Annotated in this window: 18 protein-coding genes and 1 pseudogene; 9 read left to right on the top strand and 10 right to left on the bottom strand. The window is 59.6% G+C overall.

Annotated elements, in window-relative coordinates:
- Window positions 1-39 precede the first annotated feature (39 nt).
- Entirely contained in the window at window positions 40-1,110 is a 1,071-nt protein-coding gene (locus NCT05_RS27060; RefSeq protein ID WP_250503594.1) for a zinc-binding metallopeptidase family protein, read from the top strand.
- A gap of 10 nt (window positions 1,111-1,120) precedes the next feature.
- Here the strand turns inward: NCT05_RS27060 and NCT05_RS27055 are convergent, their stop codons facing one another.
- Both NCT05_RS27055 and NCT05_RS27050 read right to left on the bottom strand, forming a co-directional pair.
- On the bottom strand, window positions 1,121-2,116 hold the full coding sequence (locus NCT05_RS27055; RefSeq protein ID WP_250436408.1) for an alpha-E domain-containing protein: 996 nt from the start codon (window positions 2,114-2,116) through the stop codon (window positions 1,121-1,123).
- A 60-nt stretch (window positions 2,117-2,176) separates the two neighbouring features.
- The gene (locus tag NCT05_RS27050) at window positions 2,177-3,649 is read right to left on the bottom strand and encodes a circularly permuted type 2 ATP-grasp protein (protein WP_250440888.1); all 1,473 of its coding nucleotides are present in this window, start codon (window positions 3,647-3,649) and stop codon (window positions 2,177-2,179) included.
- Window positions 3,650-4,082: 433 nt separating this feature from the next.
- Between NCT05_RS27050 and NCT05_RS27045 the strand changes: the two genes are divergently transcribed.
- The 6 genes and pseudogenes from NCT05_RS27045 (at window position 4,083) to NCT05_RS27020 (ending at window position 10,033) form a co-directional block, all read left to right on the top strand.
- Entirely contained in the window at window positions 4,083-4,790 is a 708-nt protein-coding gene (locus NCT05_RS27045; protein WP_250457206.1) for a YceH family protein, read from the top strand.
- A gap of 3 nt (window positions 4,791-4,793) precedes the next feature.
- Window positions 4,794-5,522, top strand: a pseudogene (gene mnmC2, locus NCT05_RS27040) (tRNA (5-methylaminomethyl-2-thiouridine)(34)-methyltransferase MnmC2); the annotation flags it as partial.
- A 269-nt stretch (window positions 5,523-5,791) separates the two neighbouring features.
- Entirely contained in the window at window positions 5,792-5,992 is a 201-nt protein-coding gene (locus NCT05_RS27035; protein ID WP_309780095.1) for a DUF3311 domain-containing protein, read from the top strand.
- The gene (gene mctP, locus NCT05_RS27030; RefSeq protein ID WP_175980636.1) at window positions 5,989-7,470 is read left to right on the top strand and encodes a monocarboxylate uptake permease MctP; all 1,482 of its coding nucleotides are present in this window, start codon (window positions 5,989-5,991) and stop codon (window positions 7,468-7,470) included. Before NCT05_RS27035 ends, mctP begins: the two co-directional genes overlap by 4 nt.
- Window positions 7,471-7,598: 128 nt before the next feature.
- Complete coding sequence (locus NCT05_RS27025; RefSeq protein WP_250503593.1) at window positions 7,599-8,534, top strand: LLM class oxidoreductase; 936 nt, start codon at window positions 7,599-7,601, stop codon at window positions 8,532-8,534.
- Between the two features lie 26 nt (window positions 8,535-8,560).
- The gene (locus NCT05_RS27020; RefSeq protein WP_250503661.1) at window positions 8,561-10,033 is read left to right on the top strand and encodes an amidase; all 1,473 of its coding nucleotides are present in this window, start codon (window positions 8,561-8,563) and stop codon (window positions 10,031-10,033) included.
- A gap of 14 nt (window positions 10,034-10,047) precedes the next feature.
- On the opposite strand, the gene NCT05_RS27015 is transcribed toward NCT05_RS27020, so the two are convergent.
- Window positions 10,048-10,449, bottom strand: coding sequence for an H-NS histone family protein (locus NCT05_RS27015; RefSeq protein WP_250440886.1), 402 nt, complete (start codon window positions 10,447-10,449; stop codon window positions 10,048-10,050).
- A 296-nt stretch (window positions 10,450-10,745) separates the two neighbouring features.
- The gene (locus tag NCT05_RS27010; protein WP_250503592.1) at window positions 10,746-11,186 is read right to left on the bottom strand and encodes a DUF3331 domain-containing protein; all 441 of its coding nucleotides are present in this window, start codon (window positions 11,184-11,186) and stop codon (window positions 10,746-10,748) included.
- A 460-nt stretch (window positions 11,187-11,646) separates the two neighbouring features.
- Between NCT05_RS27010 and NCT05_RS27005 the strand changes: the two genes are divergently transcribed.
- Window positions 11,647-11,916 (top strand): DUF1488 family protein, encoded by a 270-nt coding sequence (locus NCT05_RS27005; protein WP_008347794.1) that lies wholly within the window; start codon window positions 11,647-11,649, stop codon window positions 11,914-11,916.
- 9 nt (window positions 11,917-11,925) lie between these two features.
- Here NCT05_RS27005 and NCT05_RS27000 read toward each other — a convergent pair whose 3' ends face one another.
- The 3 genes from NCT05_RS27000 to NCT05_RS26990 are packed head-to-tail and all read right to left on the bottom strand — an operon-like array spanning window position 11,926 to window position 15,887.
- Window positions 11,926-13,185 (bottom strand): c-type cytochrome, encoded by a 1,260-nt coding sequence (locus NCT05_RS27000; protein ID WP_008347792.1) that lies wholly within the window; start codon window positions 13,183-13,185, stop codon window positions 11,926-11,928.
- Window positions 13,186-13,195: 10 nt separating this feature from the next.
- Entirely contained in the window at window positions 13,196-15,430 is a 2,235-nt protein-coding gene (locus NCT05_RS26995; protein ID WP_250503591.1) for a xanthine dehydrogenase family protein molybdopterin-binding subunit, read from the bottom strand.
- A 1-nt stretch (window position 15,431) separates the two neighbouring features.
- Window positions 15,432-15,887 (bottom strand): (2Fe-2S)-binding protein, encoded by a 456-nt coding sequence (locus tag NCT05_RS26990; RefSeq protein WP_008347788.1) that lies wholly within the window; start codon window positions 15,885-15,887, stop codon window positions 15,432-15,434.
- A 770-nt stretch (window positions 15,888-16,657) separates the two neighbouring features.
- Here NCT05_RS26990 and NCT05_RS26985 point away from each other — a divergent pair.
- On the top strand, window positions 16,658-17,782 hold the full coding sequence (locus NCT05_RS26985) for a VIT1/CCC1 transporter family protein (protein ID WP_008347784.1): 1,125 nt from the start codon (window positions 16,658-16,660) through the stop codon (window positions 17,780-17,782).
- A 120-nt stretch (window positions 17,783-17,902) separates the two neighbouring features.
- Here the strand turns inward: NCT05_RS26985 and NCT05_RS26980 are convergent, their stop codons facing one another.
- From NCT05_RS26980 to NCT05_RS26970, 3 genes are read right to left on the bottom strand one after another with little or no spacing between them, the layout of a single operon-like run.
- Window positions 17,903-18,973 carry an alcohol dehydrogenase catalytic domain-containing protein gene (locus NCT05_RS26980; protein ID WP_250440884.1) on the bottom strand — a complete coding sequence of 357 codons (1,071 nt, stop codon included), beginning with the start codon at window positions 18,971-18,973 and terminating at the stop codon, window positions 17,903-17,905.
- Window positions 18,974-19,014: 41 nt separating this feature from the next.
- The gene (locus tag NCT05_RS26975) at window positions 19,015-19,761 is read right to left on the bottom strand and encodes an SDR family oxidoreductase (RefSeq protein ID WP_008347780.1); all 747 of its coding nucleotides are present in this window, start codon (window positions 19,759-19,761) and stop codon (window positions 19,015-19,017) included.
- A gap of 10 nt (window positions 19,762-19,771) precedes the next feature.
- Complete coding sequence (locus tag NCT05_RS26970; RefSeq protein ID WP_008347778.1) at window positions 19,772-20,752, bottom strand: sugar-binding transcriptional regulator; 981 nt, start codon at window positions 20,750-20,752, stop codon at window positions 19,772-19,774.
- Window positions 20,753-20,782 lie beyond the last annotated feature (30 nt).

Raw genomic sequence — 20,782 nt, 5'->3', positions numbered from 1 at the left:
CACCGAACCTCGCGCAATAACACTTCCGCCGACCACACGATGAAGACCTTTCACTGCAATCGCTGCAACCAGCTCGTGTTCTTCGAGAACACGCATTGCGAAAACTGCGGCGCGCGGCTCGGCTATGTGCCCGAGATCAGTCAGATCAGCGCCTTCGAAGAAAACGGGGACGGTCGCTGGCGCAGCCTGCATCCGCTCGCCAAAGATCTCCTCTATCGGCCGTGCCATAACTACGTGGTCGAAAATGTCTGCAACTGGGTCGTTCCTGCGCCCGACGTCGATCCGACCGACCCGCTGTGCTGCTCGTGCCAATTGACGAGCACCATTCCCAACCTCTCGAATCCGGAAAACCGCGTCTACTGGTATCGCATCGAAGCCGCGAAGCGCCGCCTGCTGTACACGTTTTCCGAGTTGGGCCTGCCCGTGAAGTCGCGTCAGGAAGATCCCGAGCGCGGCCTCGAATTCCAGTTTCTCGAAGCCGATGCGCAAGGCCATGGCGTAATGACGGGCCATAACAACGGCATCATCACGCTCAACATCGCTGAAGCTGACGATGCTCATCGCGAGAAAACGCGCTCTGCGCTTCACGAGCCGTATCGCACCTTGCTCGGTCATTTCCGTCATGAATCCGGGCACTACTTCTTTGATCGCCTGATCGCGGACACCGCTCGCATCGCACCGTTTCGCACTGCATTCGGCGACGAACAAGCCGACTACGCCGCCGCACTCGACCGCCATTACCAGGAAGGTCCGCCCGCTCAATGGGAAGACAACTTCATCAGTGCCTACGCCACGATGCATCCGTGGGAAGACTGGGCGGAGACCTGGGCGCATTATCTGCATATCGTCGACACGCTCGATACCGCCGTATCGTGCGGCCTCGTGCTCGTGCCCGATAGTCCGCACGAGCCGACGCTTACCGATCAGACGCCCGTCGACGAAACCACGTTTGATAACCTCATGAAACGCTGGTTTCCACTCACTTATGTCCTGAATAGCCTGAATCGCAGCCTCGGCATGCCCGACGGCTATCCGTTCACGCTCGCGCCGCCTGTCATCGACAAGCTCCGCTTCGTGCATCGTGTCGTCGCGGGGGCGGCCAAGCGCTGAACGCACGCGCTCAGCCTTTGCTTTGCGACTGCGACTGCGTTTGCGATTGCATCGGCGGTTCCGGCGCGATCGGCAACAGAAAGTCGCGGCTCACACGGCCTGCGAGATCGTTCACGCGCGCGAGGAAATCCACGAGATAAGCGTGCAATCCGCCTTTCAGGATGTCGACGATGCGCCCGTTCTTCAGTTCCGAACTCAATTGCGCGGCGAGCCTCGCCGCTTCCGTATCCCGCCCTTTCGTCACGTGGCCGATCAACTGCTCCACTTCTGCGATGCTCGCTGCAAGGGAACGCGGCCAGTCGCCATAAAGAATCAGCAGCCCCGCCACGCGTTCGGGCGTAATGACATCGCGATAAACGCGGCGATACACCTCGAAACCCGATACCGAACCGAGCACCGCCACCCAATGGTGATAATCGAACGGCTGTGCGGAAGTATCCGCGCGCTGTTCCATCATTTCAAACTTGACGTCGAGAATGCGCGCTGTATTGTCCGCCCGTTCGATGAAAGTGCCGAGACGCATGAAATAGAACGCATCGTCCTTTACGAGCGTGCCGAGCTGCACGCCGCGCGAAAGATGCGAGCGGAACTTCACCCATTCGAAGAACGTATAGGGTTCGCGCTCGAGAATGCCGTCGGCAAGCATGCGCTGACAGTCGAGCCACGTCGTGTTGAGCGATTCCCATAACTCGCTGTTGGTCGAACTGCGCACGGCCCGCGCATTTTCGCGTGCAGCACGCAAACAACTGACGATGGACGAAGGATTCGACAGATCGCGCGCCATGAAGTCGATCACGTCGCGGCTTTTCATGCCGTGATGCGCGGCTGAATAAATTCCGCTCAATTCCGATATCGACAACATCGCGCGCCATCCCAGTTCCGCATACTCATCGGACTGCGGCAAAAGCGAGAGCTGATAGTTCGCATCGAGCATCCGGGCGGTGTTTTCGGCGCGTTCGGTATAGCGCGCCATCCAGAAGAGATGATCCGCGGTACGGCTCAGCATGGGTGATCCCGGTTGTTTGTCGTTGTCTTTGGTGACGCAGCGCTTTATTTATGACTGACCTCAGCGCTCGAGTACCCACGTATCTTTTGTGCCACCGCCTTGCGATGAATTCACGACGAGCGAACCTTCCCGCAATGCAACCCGCGTCAGGCCTCCCGGCACCATTCGCACTTCAGTGCCCGATAGCACGAACGGACGCAGATCGATGTGACGCGGCGCGATTCCTGTCTCCACATATGTCGGACAGGTGGAAAGTGCGAGCGTCGGCTGCGCGATGTACTTCTCCGGATGCGCTTCGAGCACAGCACGAAACTCGGCAATCTGCGCCGCGGTCGAAGCCGGGCCGACCAGCATGCCGTAACCGCCCGCGCCATGCGTCTCCTTTACGACGAGTTCGGGAAGATGGTCGAGCACATACTTCAGATCATCCGGCTTGCGGCACATCCACGTCGGCACATTGTTGAGAATCGGCTCTTCGCCGAGATAAAAGCGCACCATGTCCGGCACATACGGATAGATCGATTTATCGTCCGCGATGCCCGTCCCCACCGCGTTGCATAACGAGACGTTACCCGCGCGGTATGCACCGATCAGACCCGGCACGCCGAGCGCGGAATCCGGCCGGAACACGAGCGGGTCGAGAAAGTCATCGTCGATGCGGCGATAGATCACGTCGACGCGCTGCGGCCCTTGTGTCGTACGCATATACAGATAATCGTTCTCGACAAAGAGATCCTGCCCTTCGACGAGTTCGACACCCATCTGCTGCGCCAGAAACGCGTGCTCGAAATAAGCCGAGTTATACATCCCCGGTGTCATCACGACGATGGTCGGATTTTCGACTGCCGCGGGCGCGGCCGCGCGCAAGGTATCGAGCAGCAAGTCCGGATAGTGCGCCACCGGCGCCACGCGATTGCGCGCGAATAGATCGGGAAATAGCCGCATCATCATCTTGCGGTTCTCGAGCATGTACGAAACGCCCGATGGCACGCGCAAGTTATCTTCGAGCACATAAAACTCACCCTGCCCGGCTCGCACGATATCGATGCCCGCGATGTGCGCGTAAATATCGCGCGCAACATCGACGCCACGCATCTCGGGACGATATTGAGCGTTGCCGAGTATCTGCGCCTCGGGAATGATGCCCGCGCGAATGATGTCCTGCTGATGATAGATATCATGGATGAAGCGGTTGAGCGCGTTCACGCGCTGCCGCAGGCCGCGCTCCAACGCGCGCCATTCATCGGCGGGGAAGATGCGCGGAATGACATCGAATGGAATCGTGCGCTCCGGAATGATGCCGGGCAGATCGCTCGTTCCGTAGACCGCGAAGGTTATGCCGACACGCCTGAAGTTGAGATCCGCTTCGGCGCGTTTGAGATCGATCTGCTGCTCGCTTTGAGCGGAAAGCCAGGCCATGAAATCGCGGTAATGCGAGCGTGGATCACCCACGCCGCGAAATGCCACCGCCGGCAACCCGCGCGCCTCCAGATCGCTGCGCTCGAACATCTCGTTGAAGAATGCTTGCGTCATAGCCGGTCTTCCAAATGAAGTGCATGCCGGGGCGTCGATTCCCCTTCGCTCGTATTCCTGGTTGCACTCGCAAACGCTTGAAGAGCCCGAAAGACGCGACGTACCCGACCGCATGGTACGTCGATAGGCGACCTCGAAGCGCGATGCTCACTTATCCGTCACACCATTGCTGTGTGAAGCATCGATTGCGCGGGCAGCCCAGTGCCGATGCAGAAAAAGCAACTTCGATGCCAATGATTAAAGCGGTTCGCCTCCTTATATAAAGCACGCTTCGAATACGCCGTCGTCGCGATCTTTTGCACCAAAACAGCGCATCGCTGCCGGACAATGCACGTGCGTTGGATGAACTTCATGCTGCATCGAGGTGCGCGAATGACAGAGGCTTCCTACGGCGCCGGTATGATAAGCGTCTTACTGCACGTCAATCACGCTTATGAACACGCCCTCTGAAGCAACACCCCGTCCCGCACTGCGCGAACTCACGCCGCTTGAAGCCCGCGTGCTCGGCGTGCTCGTCGAGAAACAGCATACCGTGCCTGACACCTATCCTCTTTCGTTGAATTCCCTAACCGCGGGATGCAATCAGAAGACCGCACGCGCCCCGGTGATGAGCGTAAGCGAGGACGAAGTGCTGACGACGATCGATGGCCTTAAACGCCTGAGTCTCGTCATCGAAGGCAGCAGCAGCCGTGTGCCGCGCTTCGAACATAACGTGAACCGCGTGCTCGGCGTGCCGAGTCAGTCAGTCGCGCTACTTGCCACGCTATTCCTGCGGGGCCCGCAAACCGCGGCGGAGTTGCGCGCGAACAGTGCGCGGCTGCATTCGTTCGCGGATATATCATCGGTCGAGAGCTTTCTGGATGAACTCGCCGCGAATGATCCGCCGCGTGTTGTGAAGCTGCCGCGCACACCGGGCGAGCGCGAAAGCCGCTGGATGCATCTGCTTTGCGGCGAAGTAAGCTTGAGCGATATGCCTTCGCGCGAAACTCAAGGCGGCGAATCTTATTCCCTTTCCGAATTCGAAGCGTTGAAGTCCGAGCAAAAGCGCCTTGCTCATGAAGTCACGCAATTGCGCGCAATGGTTCAGCAAATGGCAAGCGAACTGGGCATCACGCTCGATCAATCGTCGCCCGATGCCTGAACGATGGAAGCGCCGCTGATTCCGGCATCGCTCGTGTTCCGTGACGGAACCCCGTATTCGCCGCGTCACGACGACATCTATCACAGCGCGGCGGGCGCGCTGGCTCAGGCGCGCCATGTCTTTCTCGATGGCAATGACTTGCCCGCGCGCTGGCGCGGCAAGCATGGCTTCACGGTGCTCGAGACCGGCTTCGGCATGGGCATCAATTTCCTTGCGACGTGGGCCGCGTGGCTCGACGATGCACATCGGCCGCCGACGCTCGAATACGTATCGATAGAAAAGCATCCATTCCGCGCAGACGATCTACGCGCGGCGCACGCGGCGATCATCGACGATGCCGCTATCGCGCCACTGGCCGACGCGCTCATTCGCGCATGGCCTCTGCTCGAAGGCGGCGTGCATCGGCGAACGTTCGTTGCCGGCGCGGTCAGGTTGACGCTTGGCTATGGCGACGCCGCCGACTTCTTGCCACGCCTGGCCGATCATGGCGTTGCAGCGGACGCCATCTATCTCGACGGCTTTGCGCCAGCCAAGAATCCGGACATGTGGACGCCCGCCGTATTCGCTTCGCTGGCGCGCATGGCAAAAGACGACGCAACCTTCGCCACGTTCACCAGCGCGGGCATTGTCAAACGCGCACTCATCGAAAGCGGATTCGAATATCGCAAGCTTGCAGGCTTCGGCGGCAAGCGCGCGATGCTCGCCGGCATGCGAGCGAGTTCTCCGCGCGTCATAACTTCGTAAGCATAGATCGCGCTTTTTGAAGGCATGAAATGACCAAAGCTATCGGCGATTCGTCGAATTCGGCAGACGCGGAAAGCCTTGCGTAAGCATCGATTGGCACAAGCCCTTTCCATCTCTTAGGCGTCCGGCAATAAAAGCGAATTAGTTGGATAATGCGCAGCCGTTCGCGGCGCGGCGCTCACTCCCATCGGCAGAACATTCGCGGAGGCCGCGCGCCGGCAAGTTCTTATCAGCGCCGATTCACGAGGAGAATAGCTTTGGAATCCGATAACGATGCGCCCCGTGGCCCATGGCTTTGGGTTGCGCTTTTGATACCCTACGTCGCACTGCTTTGGCTGCCGTTCTATAACGACACACGGCCTTCCTTCGCGGGCTTTCCGTTTTTCTATTGGTATCAGTTCTTGTGGGTGCCGCTCACTTCGCTCCTGCTTTACATCGTGCACAGGGGCCTGAAATGAACGATCTCACGCCAGTCGATCCGGTCGCGATGACCATCTTCATCGCGTTCTTCGTGCTCGTGACCGTCGTCGGCTTCTTCGCCGCGCGCTGGAAGCGAGGCGATCTCACACAGCTTCACGAATGGGGCCTCGGCGGCCGCCAGTTCGGCGTATTGATTTCATGGTTTCTCGTCGGCGGCGATTTCTATACGGCCTATACCGTGATTGCCGTCCCAGCACTTGTGTATTCGGTCGGCGCGTATGGCTTCTTTGCACTGCCCTATACGATCATCGTCTATCCGTTCGTGTTTGCGGTGATGCCCAAGCTGTGGAAGATCGCCCATGCGAAAAATCACATCACGGGCGCAGATTACGTGCAGGGCGAATACGGCGGCAAATGGTTTCCTGCTGCGGTGGCGATCACGGGCATCGTCGCAACGATGCCCTATATCGCGCTTCAGCTCGTCGGCATGCAAGTTGTCATCAAGGGCCTCGGCGTGACGGGCGAACTGCCGCTCATCATCGCATTCGTGATTCTTGCGCTTTATACCTATACGAGCGGGCTGCGCGCCCCCGCGATGATCGCCTTCGTGAAGGACATCATGATCTATATCGTCGTGATCGCGGCGGTATGGCTGATTCCTTTGAAGCTGGGCGGTTACGCGCATGTATTCGATTCGGCCGATCAATACTTCAAGGCGAAAGGTGGCCCGACGGGCATCATTCTCAAGCCGGGACAATTCACGGCTTATGCATCGCTCGCGCTCGGCTCCGCGCTCGCCGCATTCATGTATCCACATACGATGACGGCGGTGCTCTCGTCTTCATCCGCGATGACGGTGCGCAAGAACGCCATCTTCCTCCCAGCCTATACGCTGCTTCTGGGCTTGATCGCGCTGCTGGGCTATATGGCGATCGCGGCGGGCGTGCATGTGAAGTCGGCATCGGATGTCGTGCCGGCGTTGTTCGGCACGCTGTTTCCCTCGTGGTTCGTGGGCTTCGCGGCTGCGGCTATCGCGATCAGCGCACTCGTGCCGGCGGCGATCATGTCGATCGGCGCAGCGAATCTGTTCACCCGTAACTTGTGGCGTCCACTCGTATCGCCTGACATGTCATCCACGGCTGAAGCATCGACGGCGAAGCTCGTATCGCTCGTCGTGAAATTCGGCGCGTTGCTATTCATCGTGTTCCTGCCGACACAGTATGCGATCGACCTGCAGTTGCTCGGCGGCGTATGGATTCTGCAGATATTCCCGGCCATCGTGTTCACGCTCTATACGCGCCGATTGACCACGCCCGGCCTATCTCTGGGTTGGCTGTTCGGTATCGTGCTGGGCACCGGTCTCGCGATCTCGCAAGGCCTCAAGCCGGTTTATGTCGTCCATCTCGGTGATGCTTCGTGGCCGGTCTATATCGGCCTGATTGCACTCGTCGTGAATGTCATCGTCACGTATCTCGTATCGCTCGTCACTCGGCGCAGCCTAGTGCCCGCTGCTTAAAAACTCGCGCTTTAACGATGCCTGGTGCCTTATCGCGCCGGGCATCGTTTATCAAGGCAGTGATACCATCAGCGTCGGACCCTTTCCTCGACGCAACGCGTGTCATGAACGCTAGCGAAAACACTCCAATGTCGTCTTCGATCGCGAACTCGGTTTTCGCGCAAGACAAGCTCTCTATCGGCATCACGCTGCCGATCACGCGCGATAACGATAGCGTCGTCGACTACAGCGAACAGCTATCGCTGGCGCGGCTGGCCGACCGGCTCGGCTTTCGTGCGCTCTGGGTCCGCGACGTGCCGCTCAATAGTATCGAGTATCCCGATCCGGTCGGACATCTCGACCCTTGGGTGCTGCTCGGCGCGCTGGCATCGAACACGGAACGCATTGCGCTCATCAGCGGCGCAATCGTGTTGACGCTCAGACATCCCCTTCATGTCGCCAAAGGCGCAATCTCCGTCGACGCCCTGTCTCGGCAACGCTTCATACTGGGCGTCGGTTCAGGCGATCGTCCACCGGAATACGCCGCGTTCGGCCGCGATCCGGATACACGGCGCGATCTGTACAGGCAACATTGGGAAACGCTCGCCGCTGCCGTCACCGTGCCCTCTCGCGTGATCCCCGATCATGCACCTGGAGGCGCGCCCGACTTCTATCTTTTGCCTCGCCATAACACTTCCATTCCAATGCTCGCCGTCGGTTCGGGCGGTCAGAGCGTCGACTGGATTGCGCGTCATTCGCTTGGCTGGATGACTTATCATCGCGAGCCGCAAGCTCAGCGCGGGCGATATAGCATGTGGCGTGCTGCGGTCGATCGCGCGGCGTCCGGCGCTTTTCGTGCATTCGGCGTCGCAATGCGGCTCGATCTCAGCGAAGATGCGAACGAACCCGCTGTCGACATATCGCTCGGCTATCGCACGGGACGTCGCGCGCTCGTTGCGCTCTTGCGCGAGATGCGCGAGAACGGAACGCATCATGTGACGCTCAACATCACATCGGAACGACGAGCCGCGCGCGATATCATCGAAGAAGTCGCCGCACATGTTCTTCCCGAGTTTCATTGCTGAATCCGTCTGCCATTCACGACATAGCCATGACCGCACTCGACGCAAAGTCCGTCTCAACGCCCGATAAGGATATTGTTTCGCTCGAAGCTATCGCGCTGACTCGAGCAATTCATGCGCGCGACGTCTCGTGCGTCGAAGTGATGAACGCCTATCTAGCGCAAATCGATCGCTTCAATCCTGTCGTGAATGCGATCGTTGCGATGCAAGATCGCGATGCACTACGCTCTCTCGCCGCCGAGCGCGATGCACAGCTATCCCGCGGAGAGAGCCTTGGACCTCTGCATGGCTTTCCACAAGCGCCCAAAGATATCCTTCCCGTCGCGGGAATGGTCACGACGAAAGGCTCTCCTCTCTATGCAGGCGAACTTTCGAAGATGGACGCCGTCATCTTCGAGCGCATGCGCAACGCGGGCGCAATATTCATTGGCCGCACTAATTCGCCGGAATTCGGCTTGGGCGGACATACCTATAACCCGGTGTACGGGACCACGCGCAACGCCTTCGACCAATCGCGTTCGGGGGGCGGAAGCAGCGGCGGCGCGGCGGTTTCCGTCGCGGTGCACATGCTGCCCTTCGCGGACGGCACCGACATGATGGGCTCACTGCGCACGCCCGCTGCATTCAATAACGTCTTCGGCTTTCGCACGACGCCAGGATGCGTGCCGTATGCGCCAAGCGACGACGTCTTCTTCCAGCAATTCAGCGTCGCCGGGCCGATCGCGCGAACCATTCCCGATCTGGGACTATTGTTGTCGGTACAGGCCGGCTTCGACGTCCGCGCGCCTCTTTCACGCAGAAACGACAAGCCCGCCGACTTCGCGAACGCGCTCGAGCGCGATGTGCGCGGCACGCGTATTGGCTGGCTCGGCGACCTGAACGGACATCTGCCGATGGAAGCGGGGTTGATGGAGACGTATTTATCGGCGCTGCGTCACTTCGAAACGGCGGGCTGCATCGTGGAGGCTGCCGATATCGACTTTGATCTCGACTGTCTATGGAAAGCCTGGATCGATTTGCGCAGCCTTACCTTCTCCGGCACCAATGCGCCGCTTTATCGCGACGCCGCCAAGAGAAAGTTGCTCAAACCGGAAGCGGTATGGGAGATTGAACGAGGTCTGAAGTTATCGGGAGAAGATGCGTCCCGTGCAATTCGCGATCGGACGGCCTGGTATCAGGCAATCAATGCGCTATTCGATCGTTTCGACTATCTCGTGTTGCCTTCGGCGCAGGTCTTTCCGTTTGATGCGGACTTGGACTGGCCGCATGTTATCGACGGCCGCGAGATGAATACCTATCATCGCTGGATGGAGACCGTCGTTCCGGCGACGATGGCATCGCTGCCCGCGCTAAGCGCGCCAGCCGGATTGGGTGCCGGCGGCTTGCCGGCCGGATTGCAAATCATTGGACCGACGCAAGGCGATCTTGGCGTATTGCAGATCGGGCTTGCTTATGATCGGGCAAGCGGTTTTTCCCGCGTGCGCAGTCCTTTGCTCGCCTAAGCCTTCCCTTACCTTTAGGCAGCGGCGTTCCGTGCACTCTTTCTTTTGCGCGCGCCGTTCTTGCTGGCAGCACCATTGATCAGATACACGCTGCGGTCAGGTGCATCCTTGATCCAAGCGGGCGGACGAGCATGTCCGCTCCAGGTGGCGCCCGATTCCGGGTCGCGATATTTCGGCGGCAACTTGGACTTGGTCGCTCCTTTTCTGGAAACGGCCGATTGACCAGAACCCGCAGGACGGCCGCGTGTTTTTCGCGTGCCTGAACCGGCCTTGGCGAGATCGGCAATGGTCAAGCCGAACTCGTCCATCATTGCCCGAATTTTGGCGATGACCTCGATCGACTTTCTTTCCCGCAATACATCCGCGCGACGCTGCAATTTCTGAATCTGGCTTTCCAACTGTGCCAATGTGGCCATAACTCCTCCCATAGATTTCTGCAAGCGGCGAATGGAATGAGCAATGTAATGCGTCCGCGCGACGCACGATTGCCATCCTTTGCAGATCTTATATGGATAACGCCCAAGCCAAGCGCTCTTGCAAGAAAAACGCAGATGTCGTTAGCGCGCTCGCAGATACACCTGAACTTGAACGAGCTTGGTCATCGTCCGCTCATCAGACGATACGCGATATCGCATCCCTTTGAATCATCAAGGCAGTTCGCGCATGGCCACAGACGCTTGCTTCGCGCACGCGTCTCGCGGACGAAAGCCGATCACTCGGAAACGAGGCTCGCTTCCTGTTCATCCGGAGTGAGCGCAAGCGCCAGAATCATTGCGCCGCTATTGAGCGGGACCGAACTGCCGACACGCCTCGGCCTATAAACAGGCTGTCCGCGCCTGATCGCCTGACCGCTCAAGGCACACGTTCCGCGCTTGCGGGCAGTGCAAAGGGCCCAGACCTGCTCCGAGTAATTGAACGACGTGGGATCGTGCCAGGATAGCGAGAGCGTCGATTCGCTCAAGCGCTCCAGCACGCGAATATTGACGCAATGCCCGTCGGTGGATCCGATGCATGCGGTCTTGCCTTGGACATTCCGTACGAGCGGTCGTGTCATCAGTGAGAGCTTCTCGTTCGCTTCCGAAGGGCGGTTCGGAAGGCTGTCGAGCATTGCCAGGGTACGGCTCCAGGGATCCATCAACGATGGATGCTTCATGTTCCGCTCCTGCTGGCGACAACGCCCGCCGCAACAGAAGCCGCGTAGACGTTGCCGGTGAAGTTCCGGGAATGCGCCGCACGCCCCGCTTGCTGATGCGGTGTGCCGCGCCGCTTCGGATGATCGTTCCTAGAGTAGTACACCTGAGCATGCTTTTCTTTTCATTTTTCATGGACATTCATGGACAACCGCGCCAGTCTTGCCGGTATGGGATCTCGCGCGGCGTCGAATCCCGCAGGTTGCACCTCAGACTACTCCGCAAATCTTTAACGTCGGTGAACGCCGAATACGAACGTTCGATTCATTCATATGAAGTTTGTCCCCCGCGTTGGAACCGCCTTGAAGCGAAAAACGCCTGCTTCTGGCCGTTTGCGCACGTTTCGCGCTCATTCGAGGATTCGCGAGTTCACCAAATTCTGACACAATAAAATTCAGCGAAACGTATCTCTCCTGCCGAACCATGACGAGCAAGCTCCTGATCCATGCCACTATTTCGGCGGACCGCGCCTCCGTCAGCTTCGTCGCGTTCTCTCGCGAGCAGGCCATTCAATGCAACATCACGCGCAAGGCGTTGGAACAGTGCTTTTGGGCACCGACAGGAGCAAGCGACGAGCGCTTGCTAAAAGCCCTGAGCGATGGTTATGAGCGCATCAGTGCACGTGTGCATCGCAAATTCCTCGCGCATCCATCCAGTTCGATTCACCTGGATGTCATCGATTTTTCTTCCTGACCCATACAGTCACTGCGTCGCCTTGCGCATCTTCGTCACGTCCGATGCCTGCACAGCCGGCGTGCCGTTGTTCCACGCGCCCCGGATGAAAGTAAGTACGTCCGCGATCTGCTGATCGTTCAGCACGGGTGCATAGCGCGGCATCGGGTAAGGCGCGGGCACGCCGCCGATAACCAGATCGCCGGTGCCGTTCAGCGTCACGTTGATCAGCGACGATGCATCCTTTTCCAGAACGTTTGGATTGCCCGCGAGCGGCGCAAGCATGGGTGCGAAGCCACGGCCGTCCGCACCATGACAATGCAAGCAATAGGCGGTATAGACCCGCGCTCCCGAATCCGATGCGGCCGGACGCGACAAGGACACTTTCGTCGCTTTGGGATCATATGAATAGCGCGGTCCACCATTGCCCCCCGACGCGGGCAACGACTTCAAATAGCGCGCCATCGCGGCAAGATCGTCGTCACTCAACATCTGCGTGCTGTTGTTGACGACGCTCGTCATCGAGCCGAATGCAGACGCGTGCGCGTTCGCGCCCGTCTTGAGAAAGCTGGCAATGTCCTGCTCCGACCAGCGCCCGAGGCCGGTATTGTGCTCGCCCGTCAGGTTGGAAGCGAACCAGTTATCGAGCAAGCCGCCCGTCAAATAGGCGCTATTGCTTTCGTCGAGTCCTTTTTCCTGAAATGCGATGCCCCGCGGCGTGTGGCATGAGCCGCAATGTCCGAGTCCCTGAATGAGATAAGCGCCACGATTCCACGCGACATCCTTTCCGGATTTGTTCTGATAAACGCCCTTTTCCAGAAAGACCGCGTTCCATAGCTTAAGCGGCCAGCGCATATTGAGCGGCCATTTCATGTCCGGCTCACGATTGGCCTGCTTGACGGGTGTGACGCCATGCATGAAATACGCGTAAAGCGCATGCATGTCCTCGTCGTTTATCTTTGCATAAGAAGGGTAAGGCATCGCCGGATAAAGGTTATGCCCATCCTTCGCAACGCCTTCGCGCAAGGCGCGCGCGAAGTCCTCTTCCGTGTAGCGGCCGATTCCCGTGTCCGGATCGGGCGTGATATTGGTCGTATAGATCGCGCCCAACGGCGTCATCATCGGCAAACCGCCTGCGAGCGGCTTGCCCTTTTGAGTCGAGTGACAAGCGACGCAATCGCCTGCTCGCGCGAGATAGGCGCCACGCGTGACGAGTGCATCGTCGGCTGCATGAGCCGAGGACGCCAATGCAAACAGCATCGCAAAGAGAGGCTTGAATGCGTTCTTCATGACGGGCTCCTCAGGCGCTACGCAATTGATCGCCTACGGGCAAGCGCCTCAATCGCTTGCCCGTTGCGGCATGGATCGCATTCGTGATAGCCGGCGCAAGCGCCGCTGTGCCTGGTTCGCCGATGCCGCCAGGAGCTTCCGTGCTTTTGACGATATGCACCTCCACCGGCGGCGTTTCGTGAATGCGCAGCATTCGATAGTCGGTGAAATTGCTTTGTTCGACGCGTCCGTCCTTGATCGTGATTTCGCTATAGAGCGCGGCGGTAATGCCGAATATGATGCCGCCCTGCACTTGCGCTTCAACCGTATTGGGATTGACGACCATGCCGCAATCGACGGCGCACACGATGCGATTCACCTTCACCTCGCCGTCTTTGTCGACAGCGACATCCGCGACGATGGCGAAGAAACTGCCGAATGCGTGCATCACCGAAACGCCGCGCCCTTGTCCCTGCGGCACGGATTGCTGTCCCCAGCCCGCCGCCTGCGTCGCGACATCGAGCACGTTGCGTGCGCGCGGCGACTTGCCAAGCAGATCTCGCCGATACTTGACGGGGTCGACTTTCGCCTGCACGGCCAATTCGTCGATAAAGCTTTCCACGACGAACGTGCCACGCGTCGGTCCCACGCCGCGCCAGAATGCGGTGGGCACGTCATGCGGTTCGAGCCGCACATAGTCGACGAGCTGATTGGGCAAGTCGTACGGAAGATCGGATGCCACTTCGACGGCATCGGGATCGACCCCATCCTTTACTGCCGGCGGCGCAAAACGCGCGAGCACAGACGACCCGACGATGCGATGCGTCCATGCAACCGGCTTGCCGTTGGCATCGAGTCCCGCAGATAACTTGTCGTAATAGCACGGCCGATACATGTCGTGCTGAATGTCTTCCTCGCGCGACCACGTTACTTTGACCGGAACGCCGAGCGCCTTGCCGATCTTGAGCGCCTGCGTGGCCATGTCGAATTCGAGCCGCCTGCCGAAGCCGCCGCCGAGCAAATGGTTATGCACATGAATCTTTTCCGCAGGCAATCCAGTCGCTTTCATTCCGGCATCGCGGATACGCGTGGGCACTTGCGTGCCAAGCCAAATATCGCAACCGTCCGGGCGCACGTGCACCGTGCAGTTGATCGGCTCCATCGTCGCATGCGCGAGAAACGGCTGAACGTACACCGCATCGACGCGCGTCTTCGCATTGGAAAACGCATTGTCGGCATTCCCTTCCTTACGCGCCACCGCGCCCGTGCGCTGCGATGCATTGGCCATGTCGTCGACGATCTGCTTCGTCGATACGTTGGCGCTCGCGCCTTCGTTCCATTGAATCTGCAAGGCAGCCGCGCCGCGTTTGGCGGCCCACGTATGATCGCCGATCACCGCGACGCCATTGTCGAACTTTACGATCTGACGCACGCCGGGAATCTTCTTCGCATTGCTGTCGTCGACGGATGCGAGCGTTCCGCCGAACACGGGGCAATTCACGATCGCTGCATACACCATGTCGGGTAAGCGCACATCGAGACCGAACATTGCAGTGCCATCGACCTTCTCTGGCGAATCGAGCCTTTTCGCCGGCGTGCCGACGATCTTGAAGTTATTCGGATCCTTTAATTTGATGTCTTGCGGAACGGGCAATTTCGCGGCCGCTTCGGCGAGCTCGCCATAACTCGCGCTACGTTCTCCCGATGCATGCATAACCTTGCCGCCTTGCGCCTGGCAAGACGATGGATCGCATTTCCATTCCTGCGCCGCCGCCGCGACGAGCATCATGCGTGCGGCCGCGCCCGCTTTGCGTAACGGCTCCCACGCATAGCGCACGGACGTCGAACCGCCTGTCAATTGACCGCCCAACAGCGGGTCCGTGAAAAGTTTTTCGTTCGGCGGCGCATGATCGATCGTGACGCTATCGAGCGGCACTTCGAGCTCCTCGGCTATCAACATGGGCAACGCGGTATAGACGCCTTGTCCCATTTCGACCTTCGGCATGATGAGCACGACCTTGCCGCTCTTGTCGATCTGCACGAACGCATTCGGTGCGAACACGCCTTCTTGCGCGGACTCGACGCCATCGCCTCCGATAACCGACTTGCCTTTGCCCTGATCCTGGCTCGCGGCCGGCAAGCTGAAGCCGATCAGCAATCCGCCGCTTGCAGCGACGCCGGCGGTCACGCCGAACTTCAGAAACGTGCGGCGCGACAATCCCGCGCGAGCCGCATGACGCCCCGCCTCGATCAATCCTTGCGACATGTCACGCCTCCTTTGCGGCCTGCTTGATGGCGGCGCGAATGCGGTGATAAGTGCCGCAGCGGCAGATGTTGCCCGCCATCGCGGCATCGATATCGGAGTCGTTGGGATCGGAGACTGTCGCGAGCAATGCCGCGGCGGACATGACTTGTCCAGACTGACAGTACCCGCATTGCACGACATCGAGCGAACGCCAGGCCGCTTGCACTTTCTTGCCGGCGGGTGTTTCGCCGATGCCTTCGATCGTCGTCACCTTGCGATCGCCAACGGCGGCAATCGGTAAAACGCATGAACGAACCGCGACGCCATCGAGATGAACGGTACACGCACCGCATTGCGCAATGCCGCAGCCGAATTTGGTTCCTGTGAGTCCTACGATGTCGCGCAATACCCAGAGAAGCGGCATGTCGGGTGGCGCATCGACCGAATGGTTCTGGCCGTTAATGGAAAGCGTGGTCATGAGCGCTCCGGCTTTTGAGTGGTTTCAGCGGATATCGCAAATAGCCGACTGTGTGGGGCGCCAGTCGGTTTTAGGCATCGGGATTGTAGCGCCGCTTTAAAAATCGAGCTTGGATCGCGTAGCGCTTGCGGATAGCGTCGCTAATACGCATCGATTTGGTGCGCGGCCTTGAAGTAGTTCTTTGATTGCCTAAAACTCCGACTGCTCGCTTATTTGATTCTTTTGCGCTGGCCTGGGCTCGGATTCGAAGTGGATAAGCGCAAAGGACAGTTAGTTGCATCGCTAATCGATTGATACCGATTAATACCTTCGCCTAGCGTCGGCATCGTTTCGTTCAATAAAGCTCGCAAGCGCGCGACTCGCCTGAGATCGCGGTGATAACCAACCATACGTCTCTTCCGGCTGGCGCTACACCAACATCGAAGCGCTTGAGGCGCGCATCGGCATCGCCTAACGGACACGGCAATACCGCATAGCCGGCACTCGATGCGCACATCGTTGCCTGCGCATCGCGATTGTTGCTGCCGAAAACGATCTTCGCTTTAGGCGAAACACGCTCCTCGCTGCCGCGCCGAACGTACCGCTTCGCGCAGTCGCGAGAAAGATTCGCACGTCGCTCCATTCGAGATTTAATCAAGCCCCATCTAAACAATGACGACGATGAGACGCGATTCAATTCTCACTCAGCGCGCATCGTAGGGCTATTAGCAACGCGACATGTCGTTCGTCTTTACTCTTGAATCAACGAGACGAACGATAAAGGTGACGTCATGGCGTCCCAGACAGAACTCAAGCGCTTTACCTCCAATCTCGCGGACGAACTCGACAGCGCCGCGCTCTACGACACGCTCGCACGAGCGGAAAAGCAGGACGACAAGCGGCGCGTCTATGCCGAGCTGGCCGAAGCGGAGCGCCGTCATGCGGACATATGGGCCGCGAAATTGCGCGCGAATGGCGTGTCCGTTCGAACGCATCGCATCAGCGCAAAAACGCGGATCATGCGTACGCTCGCACGCGCGTTCGGACCGGACTTCGTGTTGCGCTCGGTCGCCGCAAACGAAATGGCCGATCGCGATAAATATGCCGGCCAACCCGATGCCGCGCAGATGTCGGCGGAAGAGCGGCATCACGCGGATATCGTGCAGGAAGTCGCGAGTCGCAGCAAAGGGCTGAGTAAAGGCGGTGCGATCGCAGCGGCCGAGTCGTGGCATCGCGGCGTCGCATCGGGCAACGATTTACGTGCCGCAGTGCTCGGCGCGAACGATGGCCTCGTGTCGAACTTTTGCCTCATCATGGGCGTCGCGGGTGCAGGCAGCGATAGCAAAACGGTCCTGCTCACGGCGTTCGCGGGACTCATCGCGGGCGCGGCATCGATGGCGCTCGGCGAATGGCTCTCTGTCACGAATGCGCGCGAACTCGCGCGCACGCAAATCGCGCGGGAGAAGGACGAGCTCGATCATATGCCCGACGCGGAGCGGCATGAGCTCGCGCTCATCTATCAGGCAAAGGGCATCGATGCAGCCGAAGCGAAACGCGTCGCCGCGCAAATCATGCGCGACAAGGACAAGGCGCTCGACACGCTGACGCGCGAAGAACTCGGCCTCGATCCGCGCGAGTTGGGCGGCAATCCCTGGACGGCCGCGCTCGCATCGTTCACGTTGTTCGCCGTGGGCGCGATCATTCCGGCCATCGCCTTTCTTTGGGCAAGCGGTACGGAAGGCATCGTGCAATGCATCGTTTTGAGCGGACTCGGGCTTGCGGGCATCGGCGTGTTCACGTCGCTGTTCAATGGACGCGGCGCGCTGTTTTCCGCTGTGCGACAAGCGTTGATCGGAATGATCGCGGCCGCTTGCACATATGGAATCGGCAAGTTGCTGGGCGTGTCGCTTTCGTGAACGATGCGCCATGCAATGCAACGCATGGCGCATGGTTTTCACATCATCAGATCCTGAACGACCCGAACGTCTCCGGCGCGAACGCATGCATCGGAATCGCGACGCGCACGCCGGCAGTCGTTACGGCTTGAGCAGCACCTTGATCGAATCGAGCGAATTCGCGATCCTGATGGCTTCGTCCCACTCGTCGAGCGTGAAGCCATGCGTGACGATGCCCTTCGACGTGACGAGTCCGCGCGCGAGCAGATCGATCGCGATCGGATAGCAATACGGTCCGAGATGCGCGCCGCGCACGTCGAGCTCCTTGCGATCCCCGATGATCGACCAGTCGACGGTTGTATCCGCGCCGAACACGGAGAACTCGACGAAGCGGCCGAGCTTGCGAATCAGCTCCAGTCCTTGCGTAACGCCCGCAGGAACGCCGGTCGTTTCGATATATACGTCGCAGCCATAGCGATCGGTGATCGAGCGAATCGTTTCGAGCGCATCGTCGGTCTTCGGGTTGATCGTGATGTCCGCGCCGTACTCGCGCGCCAACGCGAGCCGCTCTTCGACGAGATCGATCACGACGAGCTTCTTCGGCGTCTTCAGATGCGCGACTTGCGTCATCATCAGACCGAGTGGCCCCGCGCCCGCGATCACAACGACATCGCTCAACTGGATATCGCCGCGATTTACCGTATGGATCGCGCACGCAAGCGGCTCGATGATCGCCGCATCTTCCAGTGAAATGCCGTCCGGAATCTTATGCACGATCGCCGTCGGCGGAAAGCGCATGTATTCGGCCATGCCGCCATCGGCGACTTCGCGCTGGAAGCCGAAGATGTTATGCACTTCGCACATCCAGTACTCGCCCGACTTGCAATAGCGGCATTTCGCACAAGGCACGATTTGCTCGGCAATCACGCGATCGCCCTTCTTCACGCCAAAATGTTCTTCCGCGCCCTCGCCCAGTTCTTCGACATAACCGAAGAACTCGTGTCCCGGAATGACCGGCGCCTTGACCCACGGATTCGGGCCGCCCCAGAACATCTTCGCGCCCGACCAGCATTTGCAATCGCTCGCGCAAATGCCGCATGCCGCAATGCGGATCACGAGTTCGTTTCTCGCCGCGCTCGGGCGTTGCACGCGTTCGACGCGATAGTCTTTCGGCGCGCGGCATACGATCGCGGTCATCTGTGAATCGGTCATTACAAGTCTCCGGTGTCGTTGATTGAATCGCGAAGCTAATCTCAGCGCGCCTGAAATCCGCCATCGACCAACAGGCTCACGCCGCTGACCATGCTCGAATCGTCGGAAAGCAGATAGGCAATCGTGCGCGCGACTTCCACCGGCTCCACGAAGCGGTTCATCGGAATGCGCGCAAGCATCGGTTCGGATTTGGCGGGATCGCTCCACGCTCTTTCACCCATCGGGGTCATCGTGACGGTCGGGAGCACCGCGTTCACGCGTATGCCGTGCGGGCCGAGCTCGTTGGCCATGACGCGCGTCATCGCGTCGAGTCCGCCTTTCGATGCGCAATACGACGCGTGCAGCGCGAAGCCCACATTCGCCGACAGGCTCGATACGTTCACGATCGAACCGCCCGCGCCACGCGCGATCATGTTCTTCGCGCACTCTTGCGCGACGATCATCGCTGCGCGCACGTTGACGTTCATCGTCAGATCGAAGGCTTCGACGGTCGTATCGAGAAACGGCTCCAACACCGCGATGCCCGCGTTGTTCACGAGCAGATCGACGGGCTGAACGGCGCGCGCCGCTTCGCGTGCGGCGTCGGCATCGGCGAGATCGGCGGCAATGATCTCGCAACCCGTCTCCTTCTTCAGCAGATCGAGATCGGCTGCGCTGCGGCTCAATGCAATGACACGCGCGCCACGCTCGATCAGCAGATGAACCGTTGCATGGCCGATGCCCTTGCCCGCCCCCGTGACGAGCACGGTCTTGCCCGCGAATTCGCGATTTCTGTCGATGGTCGTCATGGTGTCGTCTTCAGGGCTCGTCGCACAGGCGTCTTGCGGTGTCCTCGTCGGTCACGAGCACGGATGGATAACGCCCGCGCAATGCCGCGCGCGTGACATGAAATTTCTTCTTGCCGCCGCTCACGAGAATCACGCGTTTGATCTTGCGCAGGTCGTCCAGCGTGATCGCAACGGTGCGTCGATTCAACGGATGATCGATCAGCTCCCCGTCTTCATCCATGAAGTGGCCGAGCATGTCGCCGACCGCGCCCGCCTTCTGCAACGTGCGCAATTGCTCCGGATTGTCGATGCCGTATGTCACGACGAGCGATTCCGTCAGATCGCCGCACGTCAGCAAGGCGAGATCGGCACTGCGCGCGAGTTCATAGGTCTCGCGCACGGTTTCTTCCTGCAGGATCACGTCGCGCGCTTTCTGGCTGCTCACGTAGATCGGCGCGGCGAACAGATAACTGTCGGCGCGGCAGATGTTCGCGAAGTCCGACACGATATCGAACGTATTGATACTCGGGCAATGCGACAGCCCGCCCTGCAGCGACACCGCCGACACCGCGCCGTACGTGCGCTGCGGCAGCGCGCGCAACACGGCGCGGATCGTGCGGCCCCAGCCGAGGCCGATAGTTTGCCCTGCAACTATCTGCCTCGCGAAGTACGACGCCGCGCCGATGCCGAGCGCCGCATTGTTCGCCTCGTTGTTCGCGCCGCTCGGCACGACCACCGCGCATTCGAGGCCGAAGCGTTTCGCGAGCGCTTCTTCCAGCGCGACGCATGGCACGATCTTGCTATTGATCGTGATCTGCACGAGGCCGGACTCGCGGCTCGCCGCAAGCAGCCGGTTCACGCGCACGCGATTGCTGCCGATGCGCTGCGCGATTTCCTGCTGCGTCAGATTGCCGACGTAGTAATGCCACGCGACGCGCGCCTGCAGTTCTTCTTCCGAATCGATGGAATCGTCCGCTTCCGCGATGGCGATGGGCGGTGCGCTCTTGCTCATGTTGTCCTGTTGTTCAATGAAAGGCCGCGC

This window comes from Caballeronia sp. AZ7_KS35 (genome assembly GCF_023631045.1).
GTDB classification, from domain to species: Bacteria; Pseudomonadota; Gammaproteobacteria; order Burkholderiales; family Burkholderiaceae; genus Caballeronia; species Caballeronia zhejiangensis.
Note: the sequence above shows the minus strand (reverse complement) of the source record. Positions and strands in the feature narration are given on the sequence as shown.